Annotated in this window: 21 protein-coding genes; 15 read left to right on the top strand and 6 right to left on the bottom strand. The window is 69.9% G+C overall.

What is annotated here, in order from left to right:
* Positions 1–420 precede the first annotated feature (420 nt).
* Positions 421–1,557: a hypothetical protein gene (locus JUB11_RS01410; RefSeq protein ID WP_207455498.1), complete on the top strand. Its 1,137-nt coding sequence runs from the start codon at positions 421–423 to the stop codon at positions 1,555–1,557.
* A 54-nt stretch (positions 1,558–1,611) separates the two neighbouring features.
* A complete protein-coding gene (locus JUB11_RS01405; RefSeq protein ID WP_207455496.1) occupies positions 1,612–1,815 on the top strand; it encodes a DUF3927 family protein in 204 nt (67 codons plus the stop codon).
* Between the two features lie 3 nt (positions 1,816–1,818).
* Here JUB11_RS01405 and JUB11_RS01400 read toward each other — a convergent pair whose 3' ends face one another.
* The gene (locus JUB11_RS01400; RefSeq protein ID WP_207455493.1) at positions 1,819–3,066 is read right to left on the bottom strand and encodes a sodium:proton antiporter; all 1,248 of its coding nucleotides are present in this window, start codon (positions 3,064–3,066) and stop codon (positions 1,819–1,821) included.
* A 140-nt stretch (positions 3,067–3,206) separates the two neighbouring features.
* Entirely contained in the window at positions 3,207–3,791 is a 585-nt protein-coding gene (locus JUB11_RS01395; protein ID WP_207455490.1) for an intradiol ring-cleavage dioxygenase, read from the bottom strand.
* A gap of 217 nt (positions 3,792–4,008) precedes the next feature.
* Here JUB11_RS01395 and JUB11_RS01390 point away from each other — a divergent pair, with 217 nt between their 5' ends.
* The 3 genes from JUB11_RS01390 to JUB11_RS01380 all read left to right on the top strand — a co-directional run bounded on the left by JUB11_RS01390 (position 4,009) and on the right by JUB11_RS01380 (position 7,034).
* Complete coding sequence (locus JUB11_RS01390) at positions 4,009–4,776, top strand: SDR family NAD(P)-dependent oxidoreductase (RefSeq protein WP_207455489.1); 768 nt, start codon at positions 4,009–4,011, stop codon at positions 4,774–4,776.
* Positions 4,777–4,825: 49 nt separating this feature from the next.
* Positions 4,826–6,046 carry an acetyl-CoA C-acyltransferase gene (locus JUB11_RS01385; protein WP_207455488.1) on the top strand — a complete coding sequence of 407 codons (1,221 nt, stop codon included), beginning with the start codon at positions 4,826–4,828 and terminating at the stop codon, positions 6,044–6,046.
* Positions 6,047–6,191: 145 nt separating this feature from the next.
* A complete protein-coding gene (locus JUB11_RS01380; protein WP_207455487.1) occupies positions 6,192–7,034 on the top strand; it encodes a hypothetical protein in 843 nt (280 codons plus the stop codon).
* Positions 7,035–7,051: 17 nt separating this feature from the next.
* On the opposite strand, the gene JUB11_RS01375 is transcribed toward JUB11_RS01380, so the two are convergent.
* Positions 7,052–7,936 (bottom strand): MYG1 family protein, encoded by an 885-nt coding sequence (locus tag JUB11_RS01375; RefSeq protein WP_207455486.1) that lies wholly within the window; start codon positions 7,934–7,936, stop codon positions 7,052–7,054.
* Positions 7,937–8,091: 155 nt separating this feature from the next.
* Here JUB11_RS01375 and JUB11_RS01370 point away from each other — a divergent pair, with 155 nt between their 5' ends.
* The 3 genes from JUB11_RS01370 to JUB11_RS01360 all read left to right on the top strand — a co-directional run bounded on the left by JUB11_RS01370 (position 8,092) and on the right by JUB11_RS01360 (position 12,439).
* Complete coding sequence (locus JUB11_RS01370) at positions 8,092–9,273, top strand: PQQ-dependent sugar dehydrogenase (protein WP_247886762.1); 1,182 nt, start codon at positions 8,092–8,094, stop codon at positions 9,271–9,273.
* 303 nt (positions 9,274–9,576) lie between these two features.
* Positions 9,577–11,649, top strand: coding sequence for a YgiQ family radical SAM protein (locus JUB11_RS01365; RefSeq protein ID WP_207455485.1), 2,073 nt, complete (start codon positions 9,577–9,579; stop codon positions 11,647–11,649).
* Between the two features lie 595 nt (positions 11,650–12,244).
* Entirely contained in the window at positions 12,245–12,439 is a 195-nt protein-coding gene (locus JUB11_RS01360) for a hypothetical protein (RefSeq protein ID WP_207455484.1), read from the top strand.
* A 62-nt stretch (positions 12,440–12,501) separates the two neighbouring features.
* Here the strand turns inward: JUB11_RS01360 and JUB11_RS01355 are convergent, their stop codons facing one another.
* Complete coding sequence (locus JUB11_RS01355; protein WP_207455482.1) at positions 12,502–13,413, bottom strand: LysR family transcriptional regulator; 912 nt, start codon at positions 13,411–13,413, stop codon at positions 12,502–12,504.
* A gap of 211 nt (positions 13,414–13,624) precedes the next feature.
* Here JUB11_RS01355 and JUB11_RS01350 point away from each other — a divergent pair, with 211 nt between their 5' ends.
* The 4 genes from JUB11_RS01350 (at position 13,625) to JUB11_RS01335 (ending at position 18,492) form a co-directional block, all read left to right on the top strand.
* Positions 13,625–15,016, top strand: a complete 1,392-nt coding sequence (locus tag JUB11_RS01350) for a M20 family metallopeptidase (RefSeq protein WP_207455480.1) — start codon at positions 13,625–13,627, stop codon at positions 15,014–15,016.
* Between the two features lie 153 nt (positions 15,017–15,169).
* Positions 15,170–16,489, top strand: a complete 1,320-nt coding sequence (locus JUB11_RS01345) for an MFS transporter (protein WP_207455479.1) — start codon at positions 15,170–15,172, stop codon at positions 16,487–16,489.
* Between the two features lie 129 nt (positions 16,490–16,618).
* Complete coding sequence (locus JUB11_RS01340; RefSeq protein ID WP_207455478.1) at positions 16,619–17,791, top strand: amino acid aminotransferase; 1,173 nt, start codon at positions 16,619–16,621, stop codon at positions 17,789–17,791.
* A 20-nt stretch (positions 17,792–17,811) separates the two neighbouring features.
* Positions 17,812–18,492, top strand: a complete 681-nt coding sequence (locus JUB11_RS01335) for a YitT family protein (RefSeq protein WP_348771332.1) — start codon at positions 17,812–17,814, stop codon at positions 18,490–18,492.
* Positions 18,493–18,533: 41 nt separating this feature from the next.
* Here JUB11_RS01335 and JUB11_RS01330 read toward each other — a convergent pair whose 3' ends face one another.
* Complete coding sequence (locus JUB11_RS01330; RefSeq protein WP_207455477.1) at positions 18,534–19,208, bottom strand: GntR family transcriptional regulator; 675 nt, start codon at positions 19,206–19,208, stop codon at positions 18,534–18,536.
* Between the two features lie 112 nt (positions 19,209–19,320).
* Between JUB11_RS01330 and JUB11_RS01325 the strand changes: the two genes are divergently transcribed.
* The 3 genes from JUB11_RS01325 (at position 19,321) to JUB11_RS01315 (ending at position 23,878) form a co-directional block, all read left to right on the top strand.
* Positions 19,321–20,775, top strand: a complete 1,455-nt coding sequence (locus tag JUB11_RS01325) for a malonyl-CoA decarboxylase (protein WP_247886761.1) — start codon at positions 19,321–19,323, stop codon at positions 20,773–20,775.
* A gap of 1 nt (position 20,776) precedes the next feature.
* Positions 20,777–22,321: a malonyl-CoA synthase gene (locus JUB11_RS01320; protein ID WP_207455476.1), complete on the top strand. Its 1,545-nt coding sequence runs from the start codon at positions 20,777–20,779 to the stop codon at positions 22,319–22,321.
* Positions 22,322–22,465: 144 nt separating this feature from the next.
* The gene (locus JUB11_RS01315) at positions 22,466–23,878 is read left to right on the top strand and encodes an SLC13 family permease (protein WP_247886760.1); all 1,413 of its coding nucleotides are present in this window, start codon (positions 22,466–22,468) and stop codon (positions 23,876–23,878) included.
* Between the two features lie 676 nt (positions 23,879–24,554).
* On the opposite strand, the gene JUB11_RS01310 is transcribed toward JUB11_RS01315, so the two are convergent.
* A complete protein-coding gene (locus JUB11_RS01310; protein WP_207455475.1) occupies positions 24,555–25,568 on the bottom strand; it encodes an aldo/keto reductase in 1,014 nt (337 codons plus the stop codon).
* Positions 25,569–25,648: the final 80 nt, after the last annotated feature.

Here is a 25,648-nt window from a genome sequence, read left to right as displayed (position 1 = left end):
AAGGCCCAGCTCCTGACGGAGCTGGGCCTTTTGCGTTGGGGCCGACGCGGGCCCGAAGGGGAGAGGTCACGCGCGGCGCGCCGACCTCATTCAACCGACGCTGCCGGATTGTAATGAGGCCCACTGTCGTTCAGGATTGCGATCCTGTTCGGACGGAGGCCGCGCAAGCGAAGGGACGGGGCGTTGCATTGTGCACCCACCGCACAACGGACCGGATGAGCTGGCAAGCCTAAGCTCCTGTTCCAGCTTATCAAACCGCCTCCGGGTGGGCGTTGTGCGAAACGGAGTTCCAGCACGGTCGGCACAACGGTGCACAAGGGCATCGCCTTGACCCGCTGCGACAAAGCCGGCCTCGCCTTGCGGAACCTTCCGCGAACCCCCAGCCTTTAATGGCTGTGGGGTTGGTGGAATGGCCGGGGCATGGCGAAGAAGCCTATTGTCGGAGAAGAGGGAACAGAGGAGATCCTGGCCGAAGCGCGCCGCGTCCTCGACGCCCGCGACGGCGCGGCGCTGGCGCGCAAGGTAACCTTCGACGATCTGGCCGGCGCGCTCGACGATGACTTCGACCCGTCCTACACGGCGGAGCGGGTTCTGGCCATGTTCGCCCCGGACCGCCGGCGCGTCCTGAAGGCCCGGCTGTCCGCGGGTGCCGGCCAGCGGGACGATCAGGACGGCGAGGGCGTGACCGTCCATCTGCCCGCCGACCTCGCCGCGCGGCTGAGGGAGATCGACGAGCAGCCCCTCGCCGCCATCCGTGCCCTGGTGGAGGGCAAGGCATCCCTGTCCGAACCGGGCAGCGAGGAGTTCTGCCGGAAGCGGCGGTGCGCGCCGCAGATCCTGCTGTCCGACCCCGGCGACTGGACCTGCCAGAGCTGCGGCCTGACGGGCCGGGTGGACCAGCCCTTCAACGACATCATCGGCGCCCGGCTCGCCGAGCAGAAGGGCAGGATCGCCGAACTGCACGCACTCGCGACCGCGGTCTATGAGAGCTGGGGTGCGGGAGGGCGCTTCACCGCCGCCGACTGCGCGGCACGGCGCATCCTCGCCGGGCGGGGTGACCGCGACCGGGTGAAGCTGCTCCTTCCGGAGCTGGTGCATGCCGGCCTGCTGGAGGAAGTGCCTGGGCCGCGTGGCGGGGCCGGGTACCGAATTTTGGACGAAGCCCCGGACTGGCTGGCCGACGCCCTGGAGGAGGGCCGGCGGCAGCGCGAGGCCGAGGCCCGCGCGCGGGAGGAGCAGGCAGCAGCACTCCGGCGCGTCCTGGACGAAGGGCTGAGCTACACCACCCGGAAGGGCGCCGTCGTGGAGGTCAGCCAAAGCGAACGCGGCCTGGAGCTGTCCTTCCCGGCCCTGCCGGGCTGGGAACTGCGCGAGCTTCTGAAGCGCCAGGGCCATTGCCGGTGGGACGCCCGCCGCCGGCGCTGGTGCCGGTCGTCCCCGGTGACCAGCGTGGAACCCTGGCTCGCCGCGGCGCTCGACGAAGGTGCGGAGGTGGAGCCCTTGGGCACCGCCGACCCCGACGCCGAGGACTGGGCACATGGCCACTGGCCGGATTAAGCTTCCTTCGCCCGATCGCCGGGCGGAGCGTCATCGAGGATCGGAATGAAGGCCTTGTCCATCAGAAAGCTGCTGTTCATCGTGGTCTGCCTGCTGGCGGCGAGCGTGCTGATCGATTTCGCGCATATGATGCTCTCGATGATCATCGACGGGGCGCTCGCGGCGGCCGTCATCTATGTGGTCTGGCGCATCAAGGGCAGCTACGAAGCCAGGATCAGGGACCTGGAGGCGGAGGTCCGGCTGTTGTCCCGCCGCTGAGTCTCAGCCGTTGGGGAAAAGCGACTTCGCCAGCCGTTCCAGGGTGAGGCTCTGGGCGAGGATGGTGAAGGCGACGATGCTGTAGCAGGCCGCCAGGAGCGCGTCCCGGTGAGGGCTGTCCGGCAGCGACAGGACCAGCGCGATGGCGATGCCGCCGCGCACGCCGCCCCAGGTCAGCACGGCGGCGGCGGCGCTCTTGCGCGGGTATCGGGGGTGCGCCAGCACTACCGGCGCCACGCTGACCAGGCGGGCGCCGAGCGCGAGCAGCGGTGCCGCCAGGGCGGCCAGGATGGTCGCCCGGTCCCAGGACAGAACGGCCACCGCCTCCAGCCCGAGCAGCAGGAACAGCATCGCGTTCAGGATGGCGTCCACCATCGACCAGAAGGCCTTCAGGATGAAGCCGGCCCTTTCCGAGGAGACATGGCGCTCCGCCGTGTTCCCGATCAGCAGGCCGGCGATGACCACGGCGATGGGGCCGGACAGCTCCAGATGCTGGGCGAGGCTGTAGGTCGCGGCGGCGAGTGCCAGGGAGATGCTCAGCTCGACCGAGGCGTCCTCGGTCCGGCTCTTCGCCTGGAAGGCCAGCCAGCCGGTCGCCAGCCCGAGCAGCGCGCCGCCTCCCGCCTCCCGCAGCAGGTCCCAGGCGAAGTCGCCGGCGCCCAACTCGGCATGGGCGCCGGTCGCGACGCCGAGCAACGCCGTGAACAGGACCACCCCGACGCCGTCGTTGAACAGGCTCTCGCCCGCGATGGCGGCGCGCAGGCCCGCGGGCAGCCCGGCGCGCTCCAGCACGGCGAGCACGGCCACCGGATCGGTCGGGGCCAGCGCCGCCCCGAGCACGAGGCACCAGATGAAGGGCACCTCCCGCCCGAGCGCATCGAAGACCAGCCACAGGCCGGCGCCGAGCAGCACCGTGGAGATCAGCACCGTCACCGAGGCGAGCGCCGCCACCGCCCAGCGCCGCCGCCACAGCTCCCCGCTGTCCTGTTCGACGGCGCCCGCGTAGAGCAGGAAGGCAAGCGCCCCGTTCAGCAGCGTTTCCGGCAGGTTCGCGCCGGCGACGAGCTGCCCCTCCCAGGAACGGACGTCGATGGACGGCGCCAGCGTGCCGGCCACGACCGCCGCGAAGGAGAAGGCGAAGGCGAGCAGGAACACGCCCACGGTGCCCGGAAGCCGGAGCCAACGGTGATTGACGAACCCGAAGAGCGCCGTCAGGGCGAGCAGGATCGAAATAAGATTGAAGACGCCCATGGGGTCAGTGCCCCGGGCGATGGCAGCCGCCGCACGCGCTCATCCGCCGTTCCCCTGACGATCGGCGCACCGCCCCGCGCGCTGCCCCTCCGGCCCCGAGAACCCGCCACCCGCCTGCGGGGTTCCTGCCGGGCGGGTGTTCAGACGACGAAGTCGAACCGACCGAGCGGCCCTTCCGGGGCGCGGCTCACCGCCAGCACCAGCCGCTCGTCGAACAGCCCGTCCCGGCGGTTCCGGGGCTCGTCCGGGAAGTAGAGCTGGGTGGTGAGCAGCCGCCCGCCGGGCCTCTGGACCTTGGCGTGATAGTGGCGGGTGCGGCCCGGATAATAGGCGGGCACGATGGTGTCGAACCACCAGCGGCCCGCCCCGTCGGTGAGCTGGTGCCCCCGGAAGCGGAAGCCCCGGTTGTCGTACTCTCCCTCGCCGTCGGCGTGCCAGAGTTCGACGAGCGCGCCGGGAACCGGCCTGCAGGCGGTGTCGAGCACGAAGCCGGCCAGCGTGATCCGCTCGCCCTCCGGCGCGTCGCCCGCGAGGTCGCGACGGGCGGGCGTGCCGGGCTTGAAAAAGGGGCCCTCGGTCTGGGCGATGGTGGGTTCCTCCCCTCCGCAGGAGCGTGTCGGCTCCAGCGGCACCGGCGGCTCCGCAGCGGCCGCCGCCGGGCCGAACAGAGGCAGCGTCAGGGAAGCCAGCCCCGTCGAGAGAAGCCGCCGACGTGTCGCGCGCATGGGAACGCTCCTTCTTGAACTCGGTGGAGGGAGCATACTGGAAAAGGCCCCATCCGATCAGCCGTCCGTTCCCTGCCCGACCGGTTGGCCGGGCTGAAGGGTGGCGGGGCTAGCCTTCCGTCGCAGGTGCGCTCCTCCCGAAGCTGTGCTTCCATACGGGCCAAGGACGGCCCGACGAAGGCCGCCGCATCCTTTTGCTAAGGGTTGGAGGAAAGACGTGCAGCTTGATGGCAGTGTGTTCGTCGTCACCGGCGGTGGGTCCGGCTTGGGGGCGCAGACCGCGCGGATGCTGGTGGAAAACGGCGGCCGGGTGGTGCTGGCCGACGTGAACGCGGAGGCCGGCAGGGCTCTGGCCGGCGACCTCGGTGCCGCGGCGCGCTTCGTCGCCACCGACGTGACCGACGAGGAGCAGGGCAAGCGCGCCATCGCCGAGGCGGTGGAGGGCTTCGGCGCGCTGCACGGCCTGTGCAACTGCGCCGGCGTGGCGCCCGGCGAGCGGGTGGTCGGCCGCGAGGCCCCGCACCGGCTGGACAGCTTCGCCCGCACGGTCGGCATCAACCTGATCGGCACCTTCAACATGATCCGGCTCGCCGCCGACGTCATGAGCAAGGGGACGCCCAACGCGGAGGGCGAGCGCGGCGTGATCGTCAACACCGCCTCGGTCGCCGCCTTCGACGGCCAGATCGGGCAGGCGGCCTACGCCGCCTCCAAGGCCGGCGTCGCCGGCATGACCCTGCCGGTGGCGCGGGAGCTGGCCCGCTTCGGCATCCGCGTCATGACCATCGCGCCGGGCATCTTCGAGACGCCGATGGTCCTGGGCATGGCGCCGGAGGTGCAGGAGTCGCTGGGCCGGATGGTGCCCTTTCCGCCGCGCCTCGGGCGCCCGTCGGAATACGCCGCACTCGTGAAGCACATCATGGAAAACACCATGCTGAACGGCGAGGTCATCCGCCTGGACGGCGCCATCCGCATGGCGCCGAAGTAAGCCCGCCCACCGAAGAAAAGACCAACGAACGGAAAACCGGAGGAAACAGATGGCAACCCAGCAGACGGCAACCCAGGACAGGGCAACGCAGGACACGGTCGTGATCGCGGGCGCCGCCCGCACCCCCATGGGCGGCTTCCAGGGCGAGCTTCAGGGGCTGACCGCACCCCAACTCGGATCGGCCGCCATCCGGGCGGCGCTGGAGCGGGCGGGCGTGGCGCCGGAGATGGTGGAGGAGGTCTTCATGGGCAACGTGCTGCCGGCCGGCCTCGGCCAGGCGCCGGCCCGCCAGGCCTCGCTCGGCGCCGGCATCCCGGAGGCCGCCGGCTGCACCACTATTTCCAAGGTCTGCGGCTCGGGCATGAAGGCGGTGATGATCGCCCATGACATGATCCGGGCGGGCAGCGCGGAGGTCATCGTGGCCGGCGGCATGGAGAGCATGTCGAACGCCCCCTACCTGCTGGACCGCGCGCGGGGCGGCTACCGAATGGGGCACGGGCGCGTGCTCGACCACATGTTCCTGGACGGGCTGGAGGACGCCTACGACCGGGGCCGGCTGATGGGCACCTTCGCGGAGGAATGCGCCCAGCACTACCAGTTCACCCGTGATGCCCAGGACGCCTACGCCATCGAGAGCCTGGCCCGCGCCCGGCGCGCGGTGGAGGACGGCAGCTTCGACCGGGAGATCACGGCGGTCACCGTCAAGGGCCGCAAGGGCGACACCTCGGTGGAGCGGGACGAGCAGCCGCTGAAGGCCAGCCCGGAGAAGATCCCCACCCTGAAGCCGGCCTTCGCCAAGGACGGCACGGTGACGGCGGCCAACGCCTCCTCCATCTCCGACGGGGCGGCGGCGCTGGTGCTGACCAGCCGCTCCAACGCCGAGCGGCGCGGGCTGCCGATCCTCGCGGAGATCCGCGGCCACGCCAACCACGCCCAGGCTCCGGCCTGGTTCACCACCGCCCCCGTCGGCGCCATCAACAAGGTGCTGGAGCGGGCGGGCTGGTCGGTCCGCGACGTGGAGCTGTTCGAGCTGAACGAGGCCTTCGCCGTGGTCGCCATGGCGGCGATGCGCGAGCTGGACATCCCGCACGACCGGCTGAACATCCATGGCGGCGCCTGCGCGCTCGGCCATCCCATCGGCGCGTCGGGCGCCCGCATCCTGGTGACGCTGCTGGCCGCCCTGGAAAAGACCGGCCAGACGCGCGGCGTCGCCTCGCTCTGCATCGGCGGCGGCGAGGCCACGGCGGTGGCGATCGAGCGGGTGACCTGACGGCCGGCCTTTCTCTTCCTCAACCGTGATGCGAAAAGCGATGGAGGAAGCAGCCATTTACGCTTCTTCTTCTGGCTTGAGCTCTGACGGACTTGATATCCTTGGGGGCCATCGCAATCCGGATTTGAGGAAGAGAATGAGGGTTTTGTCCAGGGTGCTTTCCGTTTCCGCCGTTCTGGCCGGCCTGGTTCAGCCGGCGCTCGCCTTCGACGAGGACCGGCTGTCGCAGGAGATCGTCCGGCAGCAGGACTGGGCCGAAGGAGCGGTCGTTGCGAACGCCCTCGGCGATCTGGACGGCGACGGCGTTCCAGAGCGTGTGGTGGTCGCGACCGGATCGACGGGCGGAACGGCTGTGTTCACGATGCTCCTCGCCTACCGGGAGAAGGGCGCGGCCCTGACCAAGCTCGCCGAGGGCGGGCTCGGCCTGGGCCACACGGAAGCGCTCGCGATCCGCAACGGCCGGATCGAGGTCACCATGCTGGAGCATGGGCCGAAGGACCCGAACTGCTGCCCGTCCAAGAAGAAGACCCACATCTTCGCCCTGCAAGGCGGCAAGCTGGTTCCCGCCAAGGCCGGGGCCGCCGCGGCGTCCAACCCGGCACCCTCCGCCAAGGCCACGCCCAAGCCGGTCCTGCAGCCCGCCGTCCAGCCGGCTGCGGCGGAGGTTCCCATGATCGAGATCGGCGCCGACCCGGCGGCGTTTCAGGGCAGGCAGGTGCGCCTGACGGGAAGGGTCGGGTCTGCCGGCGGCGTGTTCCTCCTGGTCGATCCGGTGACGGACTGGACCATGCAGTTCGACCCGGACGACAAGGCCGCCCGGATGTTCCTGCTGAAGAACTGCAAGTACGAGGACGACACCCGGCCGCCCTCCTGCACCGCCACCGTGGAGGGCAGGGTGGGCTCGGGCGGCCGGCACCTGGAAACCACCAGCGCCGGCGAGCTCGCTCTGCCCGGCGGCCCGGACGCGGTGCGGTTCGGCGGCCGCTGAGCCAAGCCGGCCCCTCGTTACGCCAGCGCCAGCTCCGCCATCCGCAGGGCGCCCTCGCGGCTGCCGGCCACGGCCATGAAGAGGTTGCGGTGGGCGAAGACGGCGTCGGGCACGCCGGTGACGCGCTGCAGCTCGGCGTCGGTCAGCCCGGCCCAGGCCTGCGGCAGGGGGCGGCGCAGGTCGAAGCTCTTGGGCGCGGCCGGCGCGCATTCCAGCGTCCATTGGCCGTTCTTGCGCGGCAGGATGGCGTAGAGCACCGGCAGCCCCAGCTCCAGCACTACGTCGCGCCAGGGCATGCCCTGCGGCAGCTCCAGCAGGCGCGGGTCGGAGCCCGTCCGCGCCGCCTCCTCGACCATGGCCCGTGCCTTGACGGCGGCGTGGGTGCGGCGGATGCGGTTGATCAGGGCCTCCCGCGCCAGGGCGGCGGCGCGCAGGAAGGCCTCCATCTCGTCGGCGTCCGGCTCGTCCCAGGAGGCGTTGAGGTCGCCGATCAGCGTGGAGAGCGCGTCGGGCGTCGGGTAGCTCACCCCGTTGTCGATCTTGTCGGTCAGCAGGATCAGCCCGGCATCGAGCCGGCCCCACACCGCGTCCACGGCGGCACCGCTTTCCGACCCGGTCACGGCGCGGATGGCGTCGCGCCCGAAATCACGCCAGAGCAGGCCGGCGGAGCTGTAGGGCGTGCCGTCCGCGCGCAGGGGGGCGTCGGTCATGTGGTGGTCGTAGCGCTTCACGGCGGGGTCGTAGATGCCCCCCACATCGAAGACGATGTCGGCCTCGGCCCAGCGCGCCGGGTCGCGGGTGCGTTCGAGCCGAAGCTCCTGGCCCGGATGGGCGAGGGTGAGGATGGCGTGGCCGATGACCTCGTCGGCGTGGAAGCTTCCGCTGTGCGTCAGGATCAGCATGCATGGTCTCGATCTGGAGGGTGGGGCCTTCACGTCTGCGTGAAGGCCGCCGGTCGGGGGCTGTTTTCGCCTGTCGGGGCCGTTCCCGCAAGCTTGAGCCTGAACAGGATGGCCCCATCTCCTGCCCAGCGTTGAGGAAACAGGAGGGAAGACGCATGCGCATGATCGGCCGCGCGGCCGCGACCACCGCCCTGATCGCCCTGGTGGCGGGAACGGCAGCCATCGGCAGCCTCACGGGCTGCGCCACCGCCCGTCCCGTCGACAAGACCTTCCAGACCGAGAAGGCGGCCGTCCAGATCACGACCTTCGCCGGCGGGCTGGAGCGCCCCTGGGGCCTCGCCTTCCTGCCGGACGGCCGCATGCTGGTGACCGAGCGCAAGGGCAACCTGCGGCTGGTGTCCACGGAAGGCAAGCTCTCCGAGCCCTTGCGCGGCCTGCCGGAGATCGACCGGCGCGGGCAGGGCGGGCTGCTCGACGTGGCGCTCGACCCGGCCTTCGCGCAGAACCGGCTGGTCTACATCAGCTATTCGGAACCCGGCCCCGGCGGCAACTCCACCGCCGTCGCGCGCGGCACCCTGGCCGAGGACGGCGGCTCGCTGACCGGCCTCACGGTCATCTTCTCGCAGAAGCCGAAGGTGGACAGCATCAGGCATTACGGCAACCGCCTCGTCTTCGACCGCGAGGGCAACCTGTTCATCGCGCTCGGCGAGCGGTCGGACGAACAGTTCCGCGGCCAGTCGCAGCAGCTGAACTCCCACCTCGGCAAGGTGGTCCGCATCCGGCCCGACGGCTCCGTGCCGCAGGACAATCCCTTCGTGAACCAGCCGAACGCCCTGCCGGAGATCTGGTCCTACGGCCACCGCAACCCGCAGGGTGCGGCACTCCACCCGCAGACCGGCGCTCTTTGGGTGAACGAGCACGGGCCGAAGGGCGGCGACGAGGTCAACGCGCCGCAGCCCGGCAAGAATTACGGCTGGCCGGTCGTCTCCCACGGCGTCAACTACAACGGCACGCCCGTCGGCACCGGCAAGACGAGCGCGCCGGGCATGGAGGAGCCGGTCCATCAATGGACCCCGGTCATCGGCGCCTCGGGCATGACCTTCTACACCGGCGACGCTTTCCCCGGCTGGAAGGGCAGCCTGCTGAACGGCGGGCTGGTCACCAAGAACGTCGTGCGGCTGGAGCTGGACGGCACGCGCGTGGTGCGGGAGGAGCGCATGTTCGACGGGCTCGGCCAGCGCATCCGCGCGGTCAAGCAGGGGCCGGACGGCGCGCTCTACCTGCTGACCGACGAGTCCGACGGCGCCATCCTGCGCGTCGCCCCGGCGGCCGGCTGATCCGCCGGCCTGTTCTCGGGTCGTTTTTCGGGCCGGGCGGGCTGGACTCCTCCAGCCCCCGCGCCCATCTGTGGTGCGCCATGAGATGAGGGACCGCCGGGCGGCAGCGCCGGGCGGTCCTTTTCATTCCGGTCCCATTCCTGCCATTTCAGCGCATGCCTCCCTTGCCGGGGTAGGATTCGCGGGCCGAACGCGTTAAAACACCGCGCAATCCCCAGGGCCGAGACGACGGCGCGGGGCCGCGCCCCGGAACGTCACGACAGCAAGGCAGAACCCGAAGACGGGTCCTGAACGGAGAGCGTCATGCTCGAAGCCAAGAACATCTTCTCCCACCGCAAGCATTGGGCGGCCCGCTTCGGCACCGCCCCGTTCCTGCCCATGTCGCGGGAGGAGATGGACCAGCTCGGCTGGGACAGCTGCGACATCATCGTCGTGACGGGCGACGCCTATGTGGACCATCCCAGCTTCGGCATGGCGATCATCGGCCGGCTGCTGGAGGCGCAGGGCTTCCGCGTCGGCATCATCGCCCAGCCGGACTGGAGCAGCGCCGAGGCCTTCAAGGCGCTGGGCAAGCCCAACCTGTTCTTCGGCGTGACCAGCGGCAACATGGACTCCATGGTGAACCGCTACACGGCCGACCGCCGCCTGCGCCACAACGACAGCTACACGCCCAACGACGAGGGCGGCAAGCGCCCGGACCGCGCGGTGATCGTCTATTCGCAGCGCTGCCGCGAGGCCTACAAGGACGTTCCCATCGTGCTCGGCGGCATCGAGGCGAGCTTGCGCCGCATCGCCCAGTACGACGCCTGGAGCGAGAAGATCCGCCGCTCCGTCCTGATGGACAGCAAGGCCGACCTGCTGGTCTACGGCAACGCCGAGCGCGCCATCGTGGACATCGCCCACCGGGCCGCCCGCGGCGACCGCCCGCGCGACATGCACGACCTGCGGGGCGTCGCCGTCGTGCGCGATGCCGTGCCGGAGGGCTGGACCGTCGTGGACGCGACCTCCATCGACGAGGACACGGTGCTCGCCCCGCGCGGCGGCGACCCGGCCACCACCGTCGTGCGGCTGCCGGCCTACGAGCAGGTGGTCGAGGACAAGGCGCTCTACGCCCAGGCCTCGCGCGTGCTGCACCAGGAATCCAACCCCGGCAACGCCCGCGCGCTGGTCCAGCGCCACGGCGACAAGGAGGTGTGGCTGAGCCCGCCGCCGATCCCCCTGACCACGCCGGAGATGGACGGCGTCTACGACCTGCCCTACGCCCGCGCACCGCACCCCGCCTATGGCGGGGCGCGCATCCCGGCCTGGGAGATGATCCGCACCTCGGTCAACATCATGCGGGGCTGCTTCGGCGGCTGCACCTTCTGCTCCATCACCGAGCATGAGGGGCGCATCATCCAGAGCCGGTCGGAGAAGTCGATCCTGCGCGAGATCGAGCAGATCCGCGACAAGGTGGAGGGCTTCACCGGGGTCATCTCGGACATGGGCGGGCCGACCGCGAACATGTACCGCATGGCCTGCAAGGACAAGAAGATCGAGGAGGTGTGCCGCCGCCCCTCCTGCGTCTATCCGGACATCTGCAAGAACCTGGACACCAGCCACGACGATCTGATCCAGCTCTACCGCAAGGCGCGCGCCATCCCCGGCGTGCGCAAGATCAACATCGCGTCGGGCCTGCGTTACGACCTCGCGGTGAAGAGCCCGGAATACGTCAAGGAACTGGCGACCCACCATGTCGGCGGCTACCTGAAGATCGCGCCGGAGCACACCGAGGAAGGCCCGCTGTCGAAGATGATGAAGCCCGGCATGGGCGCCTACGACAGCTTCAAGGCCATGTTCGACAAGGCGGCCAAGGAGGCGGGGAAGGAGCTGTACCTGATCCCCTACTTCATCGCCGCCCATCCCGGCACGACGGACGAGGACATGATGAACCTCGCCATCTGGCTGAAGAAGAACGGCTTCCGCGCCGACCAGGTGCAGACCTTCCTGCCCTCGCCGATGTCGCTCGCGACCGCCATGTACCACAGCGAGCGCAACCCTCTGAAGCCGGTGCGCCGCGCCGGGTCGGAGATCGTGCTGTCGGCCAAGGGGCTGCGCCAGCGCCGCCTGCACAAGGCCTTCCTGCGCTACCACGACCCGGAGAACTGGCCGCTGTTGCGCGAGGCGTTGAAGGAGATGGGCCGCGCCGACCTTATCGGGAACGGCGAGGAGCATCTGATCCCGACCTGGCAGCCCGCCGGCACCGGCAAGGCCAAGGGCGGCGCCCCCGCGGGCAAGCCCGGTGCCGCGCCGAAGACGCCGGCCAAGCCCTTCTTCACCCAGCAGGCCGGCAAGGGACGGCGGCGCCTGCCGACTGGCAAGGGGCGGCCGGCGTAAGGGGGGCTCCAGGGGGCCTGGACGGCTTCCTGACTCAGACAACGCAGAGCAGAAGTCAGAAAGAAGACGGGCACTTACCCGTCATCCCCGTGAAAACGCTATGGAGTGTACTTATCTCGCCAAGCGGTAACGTGTTGAAAGACAATCGCTTTTCCGTCATCCCCGCGAAAGCGGGGATCCAGGAGTCCGCAGAACGAATGCTGTGGAAACGTCCTGGACCCCCGCTTTCGCGGGGGTGACGGTTAAGTGGCTGTTTTCTATGAGAAAGATGATCCAGAGATATGTACACCCTATAGCGTGAAAACGGGGATCCAGAACTCCGCAGAACACACCTCTTGGGAGAGTTCTGGACCCCCGCTTTCGCGGGGATAACAGACAGTGTTTGTCCCGGAGTGACTTGTCGTGATGCGGCCCGTGTGATGGTCTTTTTCAACGGGGAAACCACCCAAACCCCTTCGACTTTCCGCATCCCTTTGCTGGCCCCACAAATTTATGCACCGCCGGGTCCGCTGCAATGCAGCAATCGCGGCTGTCCGAGCGCCCTTCCGTCGCTACCTTGAAGCCATCGGATCTCATCGGCGCGAGGAGTGCGGAGATGGCGGCGAACACGGTTTCGTTTCAGGACGGCTGGCGGATGGACGGTGCGGGGAAGGGCCTGATGGCCTCCCTGATGGCCTGGTGCCTGCGCCGCGCCCGTGGCGAGGCGGCGCAGCTCTCGGCGTCCAATGGCGCCGAGCTGCACCGCGTGGATGTTCCCTTCCTGGTGAAGCTCGGCCGCGGGGCGGCCTGAGCCCTTCCCGGAACGGACGTCAGGTTGAAGAAAGGGCCGCCCCGCAGGGCGGCCCTTTCTTTTTACTGGGTCTCCGCCACCAGCGGATCGACCGCCTGCACGATGGCGTCGCGCACCAGCAGGGCGCTGCTCGTCAGGCCGCGCTCCGTCGGGGCGTAGAGCTGGACGGTCCTTTTGTGGAGGTCGGGCTGCGCGAAGGGCAGCACGACGAAGGGACCGTCCCCGCCATCCTCCTCCAGGCTGCGCACGGCGATGTCGCTGGCGACCCCCACCGCACCTTCCGCGCGGACATAGTCGCAGAGCACGGTGAAGGAGTTGGTGGTGAAGATGCCGGCGGCCTCCGCCCGCTCCTCCACATGCAGCAGCTCGACGATGCGCGCGATGGTGTTGTGGCTGGGCAGGGCGAGCTTCACCGCGCGCAGGTCGGCCATGGTCACGCTGCCGCGTCCCGCCAGCGGGTGGCCGCGCCGGACGAAGGCGCAGGTGTGGGCCGTCCAGGACTTCTCGATCCGCAGGTCGCTTTCCGGCAGCAGGGAGAAGACCAAGCCCAAGTCGATGGCGGCATCGCGGAGCTGCTTCAGGACCGTCTCCTGCGGGGCGACGGTCAGCTCCACCGGCGTGTCCGGCCGTTCGGCCAGGAACGCACGGAGCGCCACGGTCGCGGCGCGCGCCAGCCCGTCGGAGGCCGCCACCCGCACCGGCGCCTTGCGCAGCCCCAGCCCTTCGCGCACCTCCGCCGCCACCCGCTCGGCGTCGAGCGCGCTGCGGCGGGCGTAGTCGGCCAGGAGTTCGCCGGGCGGGGTCAGCACCATGCCGCGCGGGTGCCGGTCGAACAGCGGCGTGCCGAAATGCTCCTCCAGCTTCGCGATCTGCCGGCTGATGGCCGAGACGGTGACGTGCAGCCGCGCCGAGGCCTCGCTCAGCGACCCGGTCCGGGCGACCTCCAGGAAATAGCGCAACGAGGTGCTGATCATCGAGAAGCCGCTATCACGCTTTTTGCCGTCCCGTCCTTTGCCGCAAGGTCAAAGCGCGTTTGAGAATATTGAAATTGTCAAGAAACCGCAAAGCGGCGGATCATCGCCCAGCATCAATGGAAAGCGATGGGCGCGGTTTCAAACCGCCCGGCGGAGGCGCCGGGCCGGTGAGGGTTCCCGCGCGCCCGCTTCCCCCGCCCGGAGACCGTTCATGGAGCGTTCATCGGCCATCGGCAACGCCGCCGGCTACCTGCATTCCGGCCGCTTCCTCGCCGATCTCGACCGGCGCGTCGCACACCGCACGGACAGCACCACCGGCGACGCCGGTCCCCTCCACGCCTACCTTGCCGAGGAGATGGCGCCGGCACTCTCCCGGCTCGGCTTCGAATCCGAGATCTGCCGGGCGTCGGAGGACGGCCGCAACCTGTTCCTCATCGCCGAGCGGATCGAGGACCCGGCCCTCCCCACCGTGCTGATGTACGGGCACGGCGACGTGGTTCCGGGCATGGAGGGCCGCTGGACCGACGGGCTTTCCCCCTGGTCGGCCGTGCGGCGGGAGGACCGGCTCTATGGCCGCGGGACGGCCGACAACAAGGGCCAGCACTCCATCAACCTCGGCGCCCTCGCCGCCGTGCTGGAGGCGCGGCAGGGCAGGGCGGGCTTCAACCTGAAGCTCCTGCTGGAGATGGGGGAGGAGATCGGCTCGCCCGAGCTTCAGGCGATCTGCCGCAGCCGGCGCGACCGGCTGCGGGCGGACGTCATGATCAGCTCCGACGGCCCGCGCGTCGCCGCCGAGCGCCCGACCCTGTTCCTCGGCGCGCGCGGCGGCCTCAACATCCGGCTGAAGCTCGACCTCCGGCCCGGCGGACACCATTCCGGCAACTGGGGCGGCCTGCTGGTGAACCCGGCGACGCGGCTCGCCGCCGCCGTCGCCGCGCTGGTGGACGGGAACGGCGTCATCCTGGTCGAAGGGCTGCGCCCGCCGCCCCTGTCGCCGGCCGTTCGCCGGGCGCTGGCCGGCATCCCGGTCGTGCCCGGCCCCGGCGAGCCCGCGGTCGATGACGGCTGGGGCGAGCCGGGCCTGAGCCCGGCGGAGCGCGTCTATGGCTGGAACACGCTGGAGGTGCTGGCCCTTGGCGCGGGCAACGCCGAGCGGCCGGTCAACGCCATCCCCGGCCGGGCCGAGGCGGTGCTCCAGCTCCGCTTCGTGGTCGGCACCGACGTCCGCAACGCCGGCGAGGCGGTCCGCGCCCATCTCGCCGCGCGGGGCTTCGGCGACGTCGAGGTGACGGCGGAGGTGATGTCGAACGCGACGCGGCTCGACCTCGACAACCCCTGGGTCCGCTGGGCCGTGCGCTCCATGGAGCGGACCACGGGAAAGCCGGTGGCCCTGCTGCCGAACTTCGGCGGCTCGCTGCCCAACGAATTCTTCGTCGAGGATCTCGGCCTTCCGACCCTCTGGATCCCGCACTCCTATCCGGGCTGCAACCAGCACGCCCCGGACGAGCATCTCCTGGTTCCGGTCGCGGAGGAGGCGTTGCGCCTCATGGCCGGCCTGTTCTGGGATCTGGGAGATGGGTTGGGAGAAGGGCCGGTGCCCTGATCCGGTGACCAGGGAAGGGGCACGAACGTCACACGAACAAGGGAAGCCATCAGGCGGCACTCTCCTTCACGAGCGAACCCGGAAAAGGGACGGCCGGAAGGACCGCATCGACCAAAAGCGCCGCTCGGCGGCACAGTCTGGGAAAACCGAAACATGACCACTGGAATGACGGCCGGCGCGACGTCCGCGCCAACCGCCTCCAACGCCCCCGCCGGGGCGAAGCCGTTCAACCTCACCAAGATGCTGGTCGCCACCTCCATCGGCAACGCCCTGGAATGGTACGACATCGCGGTCTACGGCTATTTTGCCCTCTACCTCACGAAAGCCTTCTTCCCCGCCGCCGACGAGACGGTCGGGCTGCTGCTTGCCTTCGGCACCTTCGCGATCTCCTACGTCGCGCGGCCGGTGGGCGCGCTGGTGCTGGGCAACTACGCCGACCGGGTGGGGCGCAAGGCGGCGATGCTCGCCTGCATCCTGCTGATGGTGCTCGGCACGGCCATGATCACCTTCATGCCGAGCTATGAGAGCATCGGGCTGCTCGCCCCCATCGGCATCCTCGTGGCCCGCCTGATCCAGGGCTTCTCCGCCGGCGGCGAGTTCGGCAGCGCCACCGCCTTCCTGGTCGAGCACGCGCCGGACCGGCGCGGCTACATCGCGAGCTGGCAATTCGCCAGCCAGGGGCTGAGCGGCGCCCTGGCCGCCCTGTTCGGCATCCTGCTGACCGCCTGGATGCCCGCCGACCAGCTTCAGGACTGGGGATGGCGCCTGCCCTTCGCCTTCGGGCTTCTGGTCGGGCCGGTCGGGCTCTACATCCGCCGCCATCTCGACGAGCCGAAGGCCACCGAGGCGGAGCCCGCCCAGACGTCCGAACGCGCGGCGGTGGCGACCGTCTTCGCCAGCCAGAAGACGCGGGTGGCCGTGGCGATCGGCTGCCTGATCATCTCGACCGCCGTGAACTACCTGCTGGTCTACATGCCCACATACGCGGTCAAGCAGCTGGGCCTGTCGGCGACCGTCGGCTACGCCAGCACCTTCGCGGGCGCGCTGATCCTGACGGTGCTGACCCCCTATGTCGGCCACCTGTCGGACCGGATCGGCCGCACGCGGGCGATGCTGATCTCCGCCGTGCTGCTGTTCGTCTCCTTCTACCCCTGCTTCCTGCTCCTGACCCTGTCGCCGGGCACGGCGGTGATCATCGCGGTGGTGGTCTGGCTGGCGACGCTGAAGTCCGTCTATTTCGGCGCTCTGCCCGCCCTGATGTCGGACCTCTTCCCCCGGGCGACGCGGGCGACCGGCCTGTCCTTCAGCTACAATCTGGGCGTCACGCTGTTCGGGGGGCTGGGGCCGCTGGCGATGACCTGGCTGACCGACGCGACGGGCAGCAAGCTGTCGCCGAGCTATTACCTGATGTTCCTGGCCGTCCTCAGCTTCGCCGCACTGATCTCCGCCCGCCGCCGCTTCGGCATCACCTGAGCCTCCGCCCGCCATCCTCCAGCCGCGTCCTCATCGCCGCCCTGCGTTCTTGAACCTTGCGGCGGTGGGGGAGCGCGCGGAGGATCGGCGCATCATCCCATCCTCACAGACCAGACCGGACGGCCCGCCATGTTCGACACACTCTCCCGCCAGCCCGACGACGCGCTGCTCGCCCTCATCGGCCTCTACAAGCGCGACGAGCGCCCGAACAAGGTCGATCTGGGCGTCGGCGTCTACCGCGACGAGGAGGGGCGCACCCCCGTCTTCCGCGCGGTGAAGGCGGCCGAGCGCATCCTGCTGGAGAGCCAGGACAGCAAGGCCTACATCGGGCTGGAAGGCGACACGCTCTATCTCGACCGGCTCTGGCGCCTCGTCGCCGGAACCGCCGCCGGCCGCGTCGCGGCGGCCGGGGTGCAGACGCCCGGCGGGTCCGGCGCGCTGCGGCTGGCGGGCGACCTGCTGGTGCGGGCCGGCGCCAGGCGCATCCTGGTCGGGCTGCCGACCTGGCCGAACCACGTCGGCATCTTCGCCGCCGCCGGGCTGGAGGTCGTCTCCCATCCCTTCTTCGACACCGCCAGCCAGTCGGTTCTGTTCGACCGCATGATCGAGGCGCTGGAGCGGGCGCAGCCGGGCGACGTGGCCCTGCTGCACGGCAGCTGCCACAACCCGACGGGTGCGGCCCTGTCGGACGAGCAGTGGGCCGCCGTCGCCGCCGTTCTGGAGCGGCGCGGCGTCACGCCGCTGATCGATCTCGCCTACCAGGGCTTCGGCCGCGGGGTGGAGGAGGATGCCGCCGGCCTGCGCGCCGTGGTCACGGCGGTGCCGGAGGCGCTGGTCGCCGTCTCCTCCTCCAAGTCCTTCGGCCTCTACCGCGAGCGGACGGGCGCCATCTTCGCGGTCGCCGCGACCGAAGCGGCGGCGGACCTCGCCCGTTCCAACCTGATGGGGCTGGCGCGGACCAGCTACTCGATGCCGCCGGACCATGGTGCGGCCGTCGTGCGGACGATCCTCGGCGACGAGGCGCTGACCCGCGACTGGCTCGACGAGCTGAACGGCATGCGCGCCCGCATCCAGGGCCTTCGCCGCGCGCTGGCGGCGGGCTTGCGGGGCGCCTGGCCGGCGCTGGCCGCCGTCGAGGGGCAGGAGGGCATGTTCTCCCTGCTGCCGCTGACGGAGGCCGAGGTGCTGAAGCTGCGGTCGGAACACGCGATCTACATGCCGACCTCCGGCCGCATCAACATCGCCGGGCTGAAGACCGCCGAGGCCGGGGACGTGATCGCCAAGTTCGCCGCGCTCCGCTGACCGTTACCGGGACCAGGGCCATGACCGACACGACTTCCCCCGCCGGCCTCGCGCCGAAAACCGCGCAGCCCGCAGCCGCTCAGCCCGCAGCCGCTCAGCCGATGACCGAGCGCCACCGCCTCTACGAGGACGCCATGGCGATGCTGCTCGGCACGCTGTTCATCGCGCTGGGCATGCTGATCTACACCAAGACGGTGCTGCTGACCGGCGGGATCGCGGGAGCGGCCCTGCTGCTGAGCTATGTCAGCGAGGTCGGGTTCGGCACGCTGTTCTTCCTGATCAACCTGCCCTTCTACCTGCTCGCCTGGAAGCGCATGGGCTGGGCGTTCACGTTGCGCACCTTCCTCGCGGTCGGGCTCGTCTCGGTGTTCGCGCGTCTGACGGAATCCTGGGTCGGCTTCACCCACCTGGACCCCGTCTACGCGACGGTGATCGGCGGCGGCCTGTTCGGGGCCGGGCTGCTGATGCTGTTCCGCCACCGCACCGGGCTGGGCGGCATCAACATCCTGGCGATCTACCTTCAGGAACGGTTCGGGATCCGCGCCGGTTATTTCCAGCTCGCCGTCGATCTCGTGATCCTGGCCGCCGCCTATTTCACCCTGCCGGCGGACCGGCTGCTCCTGTCGGTGCTGGGGGCGACCATCGTCAACATGGTGCTGGCGATCAACCACAAGCCAGGGCGCTATCTCGGCGTGAGCTGAGGCGTCCCGCGCATCACGGCACCTTTCCTTCCCCGGCGGGCTCAGCCCGCCGGCACCTTTTCCGCCAGCATGGCGATGAAGTCGGTGAAGCGTTCGCCCTGAATGACCACATGGTCGCGCATCAGCCGCTCGGCCCGGTCCCCGTCCAGGGCGAGGATGGCCTCCAGCACCGCCGTGTGCTCCGCCAGCGAACTGGCCATGCGGTTGCGGTGGCGGAGCTGGAGCCGGCGGTAGGGCTTCAGCCGGCGGTGCAGGGCGGTGCACTGCTCGATCAGGAACGCGTTGTGGCTTGCCGCGTGGATCGCCTGATGGAAGCGCTCGTTCTCGTAATAATAGGCGTCGGTGTCGCCGCTGCGCGCGGCGGCCAGGCAGGCGTCCTGGATGCGCTGCAATGCCTTGCGGTCCTCCTCTGTGTGGCGGCGCGCGGCCATGCGGCCGGCCATGCCCTCCAGCCCACCCATCACCTCGAACATCTGCACCAGCTGTTCCGGGCCGAGCTGCGCCACCACCGCACCGCGCCGGGGCCGGATCTCCACCAGCCCGGCGGAGGCGAGCTGCTGGAGCACCTCGCGGATCGGCGTGCGCGACACGCCGAAGCGCGTCGCCAGGGAGACCTCGTCCAGCTTCTGCCCCGGGGGGATGTGGCCCGTCAGGATCTCATTCTCCAGCTCGTCCCGGAGCCGCTTGCGCGTCTCTTCCGGTATCACGCGTGGCATGCCGATCCCTCGCAATCGTGTATACAAGAATGTTGACGGTGCGTTCAAAGCGCGTTTCTATAATGGAAGACGGGCTGCCGATCGGCAAGCCTCTCCAAGGAGGAACGCCGCGATGATGCGCAACACCAACTCCTTCTTCAGCGATCTCCTCGGCTCCATCGCCGAGCGCGGCCGCGCCCTGCTGAGCCGCAACGGCATGGCCGGCCCGGCCGGGGAGGTCCCGGCGCAGATCCATCTCGAACTGCTCTGCGACGCGCTGCTGTCCGGCCGGGGCGAGGCCTCGGGCGTGGCGCTGGCCGATGAGATCCTGGCCCACTGGCGCAAGCTGGACGCCGACGGGCGGCGCGCCTTCCTGACCATGCTGGTCGAGCGTTTCGGCCCCGACCGGCCGAAGCTGGAGCGCGCCATCGACGCCTACCGCGCGACACCCGACGCCAAGACCCTGCTGGCGCTCCACAACGCCGCCGAGCCGCGCCGGCAGGAGATCATCCGCCGCCTGAACCTCGCCCATTCCGGCACCGAGGCGCTGGTCCGCATGCGCGAGGCGCTGCTGGGCGAGCTGAAGGCCCATCCGGAGCTGGAGCCGCTCGACGCCGACTTCCTGCATCTTTTCGGCTCCTGGTTCAACCGCGGCTTCCTGGTGCTGCGCCGGATCGACTGGACCACCCCGGCCAACATCCTCCAGAAGATCATCCGCTACGAGGCGGTCCACGCCATCCGCGGCTGGGACGACCTGCGCAGCCGGCTGGAGCCCGCCGACCGCCGCTGCTTTGCCTTCTTCCACCCGCAGCTGGTGGACGAGCCGCTGATCTTCGTGGAGGTCGCGCTGACCGCCGGGATCCCCGGCGCCATCGCGTCGGTCCTGGCGGAGGACCGCACCCCCATAGCGGCGGAGGAGGCGACGACCGCCGTCTTCTATTCCATCTCCAACTGCCAGGAGGGGCTGCGCGGGGTTTCCTTCGGCAATTTCCTGATCAAGCAGGTGGTCGAGGACCTGAAGCGCGAGATGCCCGGCCTGAACACCTTCGTGACCCTGTCGCCGGTGCCGGGCTTCGCCGCCTGGCTGCGGGCCGAACGGGCCGCCGAGGTTTCGGAGGCGCTGACGGCGGAGGACAAGGCGGCCCTCGCCGCGTTGGACGATCCCGCCTGGCCCGGCCGCCCGGACAGCGAGGGGGCCGTGCGCAACGCCCTGCTGCCGGCGGCGGCCTGGTACATGCTGAAGGCCCGCAGCCGGTCCGGGAAGCCGCTCGACCCGGTCGCCCGCTTCCATCTCGGCAACGGCGCCCGGCTGGAACAGATCAACCATCTCGGCGACCGGTCGGAGAAGGGCCTGCGCCAAGCCCATGGGCTGATGGTGAACTACCTCTACAAGCTCGACGAGATCGAGGCGAACCACGAGCGCTTCGCCACGGGCGGGGAGGTCGTCGCCACGCCGGCCGTGCGCAAGCTGCTGCGCGCGCCGCCCGGCGGAGCCTCGGCCAAGGGGGCCGCGAAGCCTTCCAGACCGTCCGCCAAGCCCTCCCAGTCCACACCCGAAAAACCGCACCCGAAGCCCGAGGCCGTCTGACATGACGAACCATCTTTTCGCGGCCATGCGCGCCCGCATGCCCGCCCCCGACCGCATCTTCATCGAAACCGCAGCGCTGGACGGGCAGGAGGGCTCCTGCCTCACCTATGGCGAGGCGCTGGCCCTGTCCGGCCGCATGGCGAACGTGCTGGTGGGGCGCGGCGTGCAGCCGGGCGACCGCGTCGCCGTCCAGGTCGAGAAGAGCGCCGAGGCCATCGTCCTCTATCTCGCCTGCGTGCGGGCCGGTGCCGTCTACCTGCCGCTCAACACCGCCTACACGCTGGCCGAGCTGGAATATTTCATCGGCGACGCCGAACCGCGCCTGGTGGTCTGCGCGCCGGAACGCGCCGCGGAGATCGAGCCGCTGGCCGCCCGGCTGGGGGCCAGGACCGACACGCTGGGCACCGATGGCACCACCGGCACGCTGATGGAGGCCGCCAATCTCGGCGACGCTGGCTTCGAGGACGTGGCACGGGGGGAGGACGATCTCGCCGCGATCCTCTACACCTCCGGCACGACCGGACGGTCCAAGGGTGCGATGCTGAGCCACGGCAATCTCGCCTCCAACGCCGGCACGCTGGCGCGGGAATGGCGCTTCACCGACGCCGACGTCCTGCTGCACGCCCTGCCGATCTTCCACACCCACGGGCTGTTCGTCGCCACCAACGTCACGCTGCTGGCCGGATCCTCGATGATCTTCGTCCAGCGCTTCGACGCCGAGGCGATGATGCGGCTGATGCCGCGCGCCACCGTGATGATGGGTGTGCCGACCTTCTACGTCCGGCTGCTCCAGCATTCCGGATTGAGCCGCGAGGCGACGGCTCACATGCGGCTCTTCATCTCCGGTTCGGCCCCGCTGCTGGCCGAGACGCACGAGAGCTGGGCGGAGCGCACCGGCCACCGCATCCTCGAACGCTACGGCATGACCGAGACCAACATGAACACCTCGAACCCCTACGAGGGCGACCGGGTGGCCGGCACGGTCGGGCTGCCCCTGCCGGGGGTGGAGGTGCAGGTCACCGACCCGGAGACCGGCGCCGTCCTGCCGCAGGGCGAGATCGGCATGGTCGAGGTCCGCGGCCCCAACGTCTTCAAGGGCTACTGGCGCATGCCGGAGAAGACCGCCGCCGAGCTGCGCGCGAACGGCTTCTTCATCACCGGCGACCTCGGCAGGATCGACGCGCGCGGCTACCTGCACATCGTCGGGCGCGGCAAGGACCTCGTCATCACCGGCGGCTACAACGTCTACCCGAAGGAGGTCGAGACGGAGATCGACGGCCTGCCCGGCGTGGTCGAGAGCGCCGTGATCGGCGTCCCCCATCCCGATTTCGGGGAGGGCGTCACCGCCGTGGTGGTGCGCAAGCCCGGCGCCGACCTGGACGAGCGCGCCATCCTGAAGGCCCTGGAAGGCCGCCTCGCGAAGTTCAAGCAGCCCAAGCGCATCCTCTTCGCCGACGACCTGCCGCGCAACACCATGGGCAAGGTCCAGAAGAATCTGCTGCGCGACGCCCACAAGGATCTCTACGCCCGCGCCAAGGCGGGCTAAACAGGCGCGATCGACCGGCGGGCGGAACCGCCTGCCGGGACCATAAAAAACAAAATCCGGAGGAAACCCCAATGACCGATCACGCCTGCCGCGCGTCCGCGCCGGCCCGGCGCGTCTCCGCCCCCCATGGCCGGAGCTGACGCCATGACGCCCGAACTCATGTCCATCTACGCGCTGGCGGCCATGTTCGTGGTCGCCACCGTGCTGCCGATCAACATGGGCGTGCTCGCCTTCGTCGGCGCCTATCTGGTCGGCACGCTGGTGGCCGGCATGTCCACCAAGGACATCATCGGCGGCTTCCCGGCCGGGCTGTTCCTGACTCTGGTCGGCATCACCTATCTCTTCGCCATCGCCCAGAACAACGGCACGATCAACTGGCTGGTCGGGCTGTCCGTGCGGGCGGTGCGCGGGCGGGTCGCCGCCATTCCCTGGATCATGTTCGGCATCGCGGCGGTGCTGACCTCCATCGGCGCGGTCAGCCCGGCGGCGGTCGCCATCATCGCGCCGATCGCGCTGGGCTTCGCCGCGCGCTACGCGATCAGCCCGCTGCTGATGGGGCTGATGGTCGTGCACGGCGCCCAGGCCGGTGGCTTTTCGCCGATCAGCATCTACGGCGGCATCACAAACCGCATCGTGTCCGCCGCCGGCCTGCCGCTCGACGCCGTCACCACCTTCCTCGCCAGCTTCTTCGTGAACTTCGCGGTCGCCGGCCTGCTGTTCCTGGTGCTGGGGGGCCGCACGCTGCTGAGCCGCCGCGCCGAGACGGGAAGTGCCGCCGGCGCTATCCCCGCCGGGAGCGTGGGCGCGATGCGCTTCACCCCACGCAACGTCGCCATCTCCACGCCCCAGGCCGGGGCGCAGAGCTACGGCGACGCCGAGGCCGAATCCCTGAAGGAGGAGATCAAGCTCACCGCCGGCGGCACGCCCACGGTGATGGAAGCGCCCGGCGACGCCGAGCCCGCCGGGTCGCGCCCCTACCAGATCGCCACGCTGGCGGGGCTGGTCGGGCTCGCCGTGCTGACGCTGGCCTTCAACCTGGACATCGGCTTCGTCGCCATCACCATCGGCCTCGCCCTGTCGCTGATGGCGCCGAACCGGCAGAAGCGCGCCGTCGGGCAGGTCACCTGGCCGGAGGTCGTGCTGATCACCGGCGTCAGCACCTATGTCGGCGTGCTCCAGACCATGGGCACCATCGACTATGTCGGCCACAGCGTCGCCGGCCTGACCTCGCCGCTGATGGCGGCGCTGCTGCTCTGCTTCATCGGCGCGGTCGTCTCGGCCTTCGCCTCCTCCACGGCGGTGCTGGGTTCCCTGATCCCGCTGGCGGTGCCCTTCCTCCAGGGCGACTCCGGCGTCGGCGCCATCGGCTTCATCGCCGCCATGGCCGTCTCCTCCACCATCGTGGACGTCAGCCCCTTCTCCACCAACGGCGCGCTGGTCCTCGCCAACGCGCAGGGCATCGACCGCGACGCCTTCTTCCGGCAGCTCATGCTGTACGGCGCCCTGGTCACGCTCATCGCGCCGGTGCTGGTCTGGCTGATCTTCGTGGTGGCCTGACGGTTGGCCTCCGGCGCGCCCGCATCCCGTCACGTTCGGGATGCGGGCTATCGCGACGGGTCCGACCTAGCCCTCGGCCCAAGAGCAAGCTACAGTCCGACCGTGGCCACAACGCTGCCCAAGCGCCCAAAGGGTTTCAGCCGCATCATCCCCCAGCGGGGTGTCCCTGAGCCTGGAGTAAGAGGTCCGGTCGTGCGGAGCCGGATGCGTGGTTCGCTCACGTACGGCGTGGCCACTGTCTTCAAACCCCTGCGGCTTGCACATCTTTTGCAGTGCAGCATTGGTAGAGAAGGCACGAGTTTAGCCGTCATCCCCGCGAAAGCGCATGGGCGCTAACTTTGAGGGTTGATCGACCAAAGCAAGGTTCCGACCACCTTCCACCGTCATCCCCGCGGACGCGGGGATCCAGATTTTCCAAAGGGTTCGCTACGGAAAGGACTGGATTCCCGCTTTCGCGGGGATGACGAGGAGGGATGGCGCGGGCTTCGGTCGAGGGAACGAACATGCAAAAGTTAGCGCCTATGCGCGAAAGCGGGGATCCAGAGTTCGCCCAAACAGCACGTAACGGGCAGTTCTGGATCCCCGCTTTCGCGGGGATGACGGAAAACCTCTTTTCTTCCCAAAGGCTTACTGCAATGCAAAATGCTTGCAAGCCGTAGCTCCAAACCCGCCGCCCTCACACGTCCAGCAGCTTCATCCCCGCTTCCGGGTAGCGCGTGCCGCTGACCGAGCCCGGCGCGAAGAGGGCGTCCAGCCGCGCCAGAACCTCCGGCGACAACTGCACCGACGGCGCGCCGGCGTTGTCGGCGAGGTAGGTGCGGCGCTTGGTTCCGGGGATCGGGACGATGCCGGGATCCTGGTGCAGCAGCCAGGCGAGGCTGAGCTGGGCCGGGCTGCATCCGGCCTCCGCCGCGATCCCCCGGACCGCCTCGGCGAGGCGGAGGTTGGCCGCGAAGGCTTCGCCCTGGAAGCGCGGGTTGATGCGGCGGAAGTCGTCCTCCGCCAGCTGCCCGGTGTCAGTCACCGCCCCGGTCAGGAAGCCGCGGCCGAGGGGCGAGTAGGCGACGAAGCCGACGCCCAGCTCGCGGCAGGCGGGCAGCACGCCGGTCTCCGGGTCGCGGCTCCACAGGGAATATTCGGTCTGCACCGCCGCGATGGGGTGAACGGCGTGGGCGCGGCGCAGCGTGTCGGCCTTCACCTCGCACAGGCCGATGTGGCGGATCTTGCCGGCGCCGACCAGTTCGGCCAGCGCGCCTACCGTGTCCTCCACCGGCACCTCCGGGTTCAGGCGGTGCGCGTAGTAGAGGTCGATCGTCTCCACCCCGAGCCGCCGCAGCGACGCCTCCACGGCGGTGCGCAGGTAGGCGGGCGAACTGTCGATCACGCGGACGTAGCGTCCCGCCGTGTCGCCGTCCGTCCGCTTGATGCCGAACTTCGTCGCGATCCGGACGCGGTTCCGCCGGCCGCGCAGGAAGCGGCCGAGCAGATCCTCGTTGTGGCCCTCGCCGTACATGTCGGCCGTGTCGAGCAGGGTGATGCCGTGCTCCTCCACCGCCGCCGTCAGCGTCGCGAGGGATTCGGCCTCGTCGGCGGGGCCGTAGAATTCCGACATGCCCATGCAGCCGAGCCCGATGGCCGAGACGGACAGGCCCGCACCGTCTCCCGGCATGCCCAAAAACCGCTGTTCCATGCTATCCTCCGGCGTTCCGACAAATGTAAACTGCACTGTGCAGTGTAGATTTTGCGGACCAGACTGTCCAGGGGAATCGG

It is taken from the genome of Azospirillum sp. SYSU D00513 (genome assembly GCF_017356015.1).
In the GTDB taxonomy this organism is placed as follows: Bacteria; Pseudomonadota; Alphaproteobacteria; order Azospirillales; family Azospirillaceae; genus Azospirillum.
Note: the sequence above shows the minus strand (reverse complement) of the source record. Positions and strands in the feature narration are given on the sequence as shown.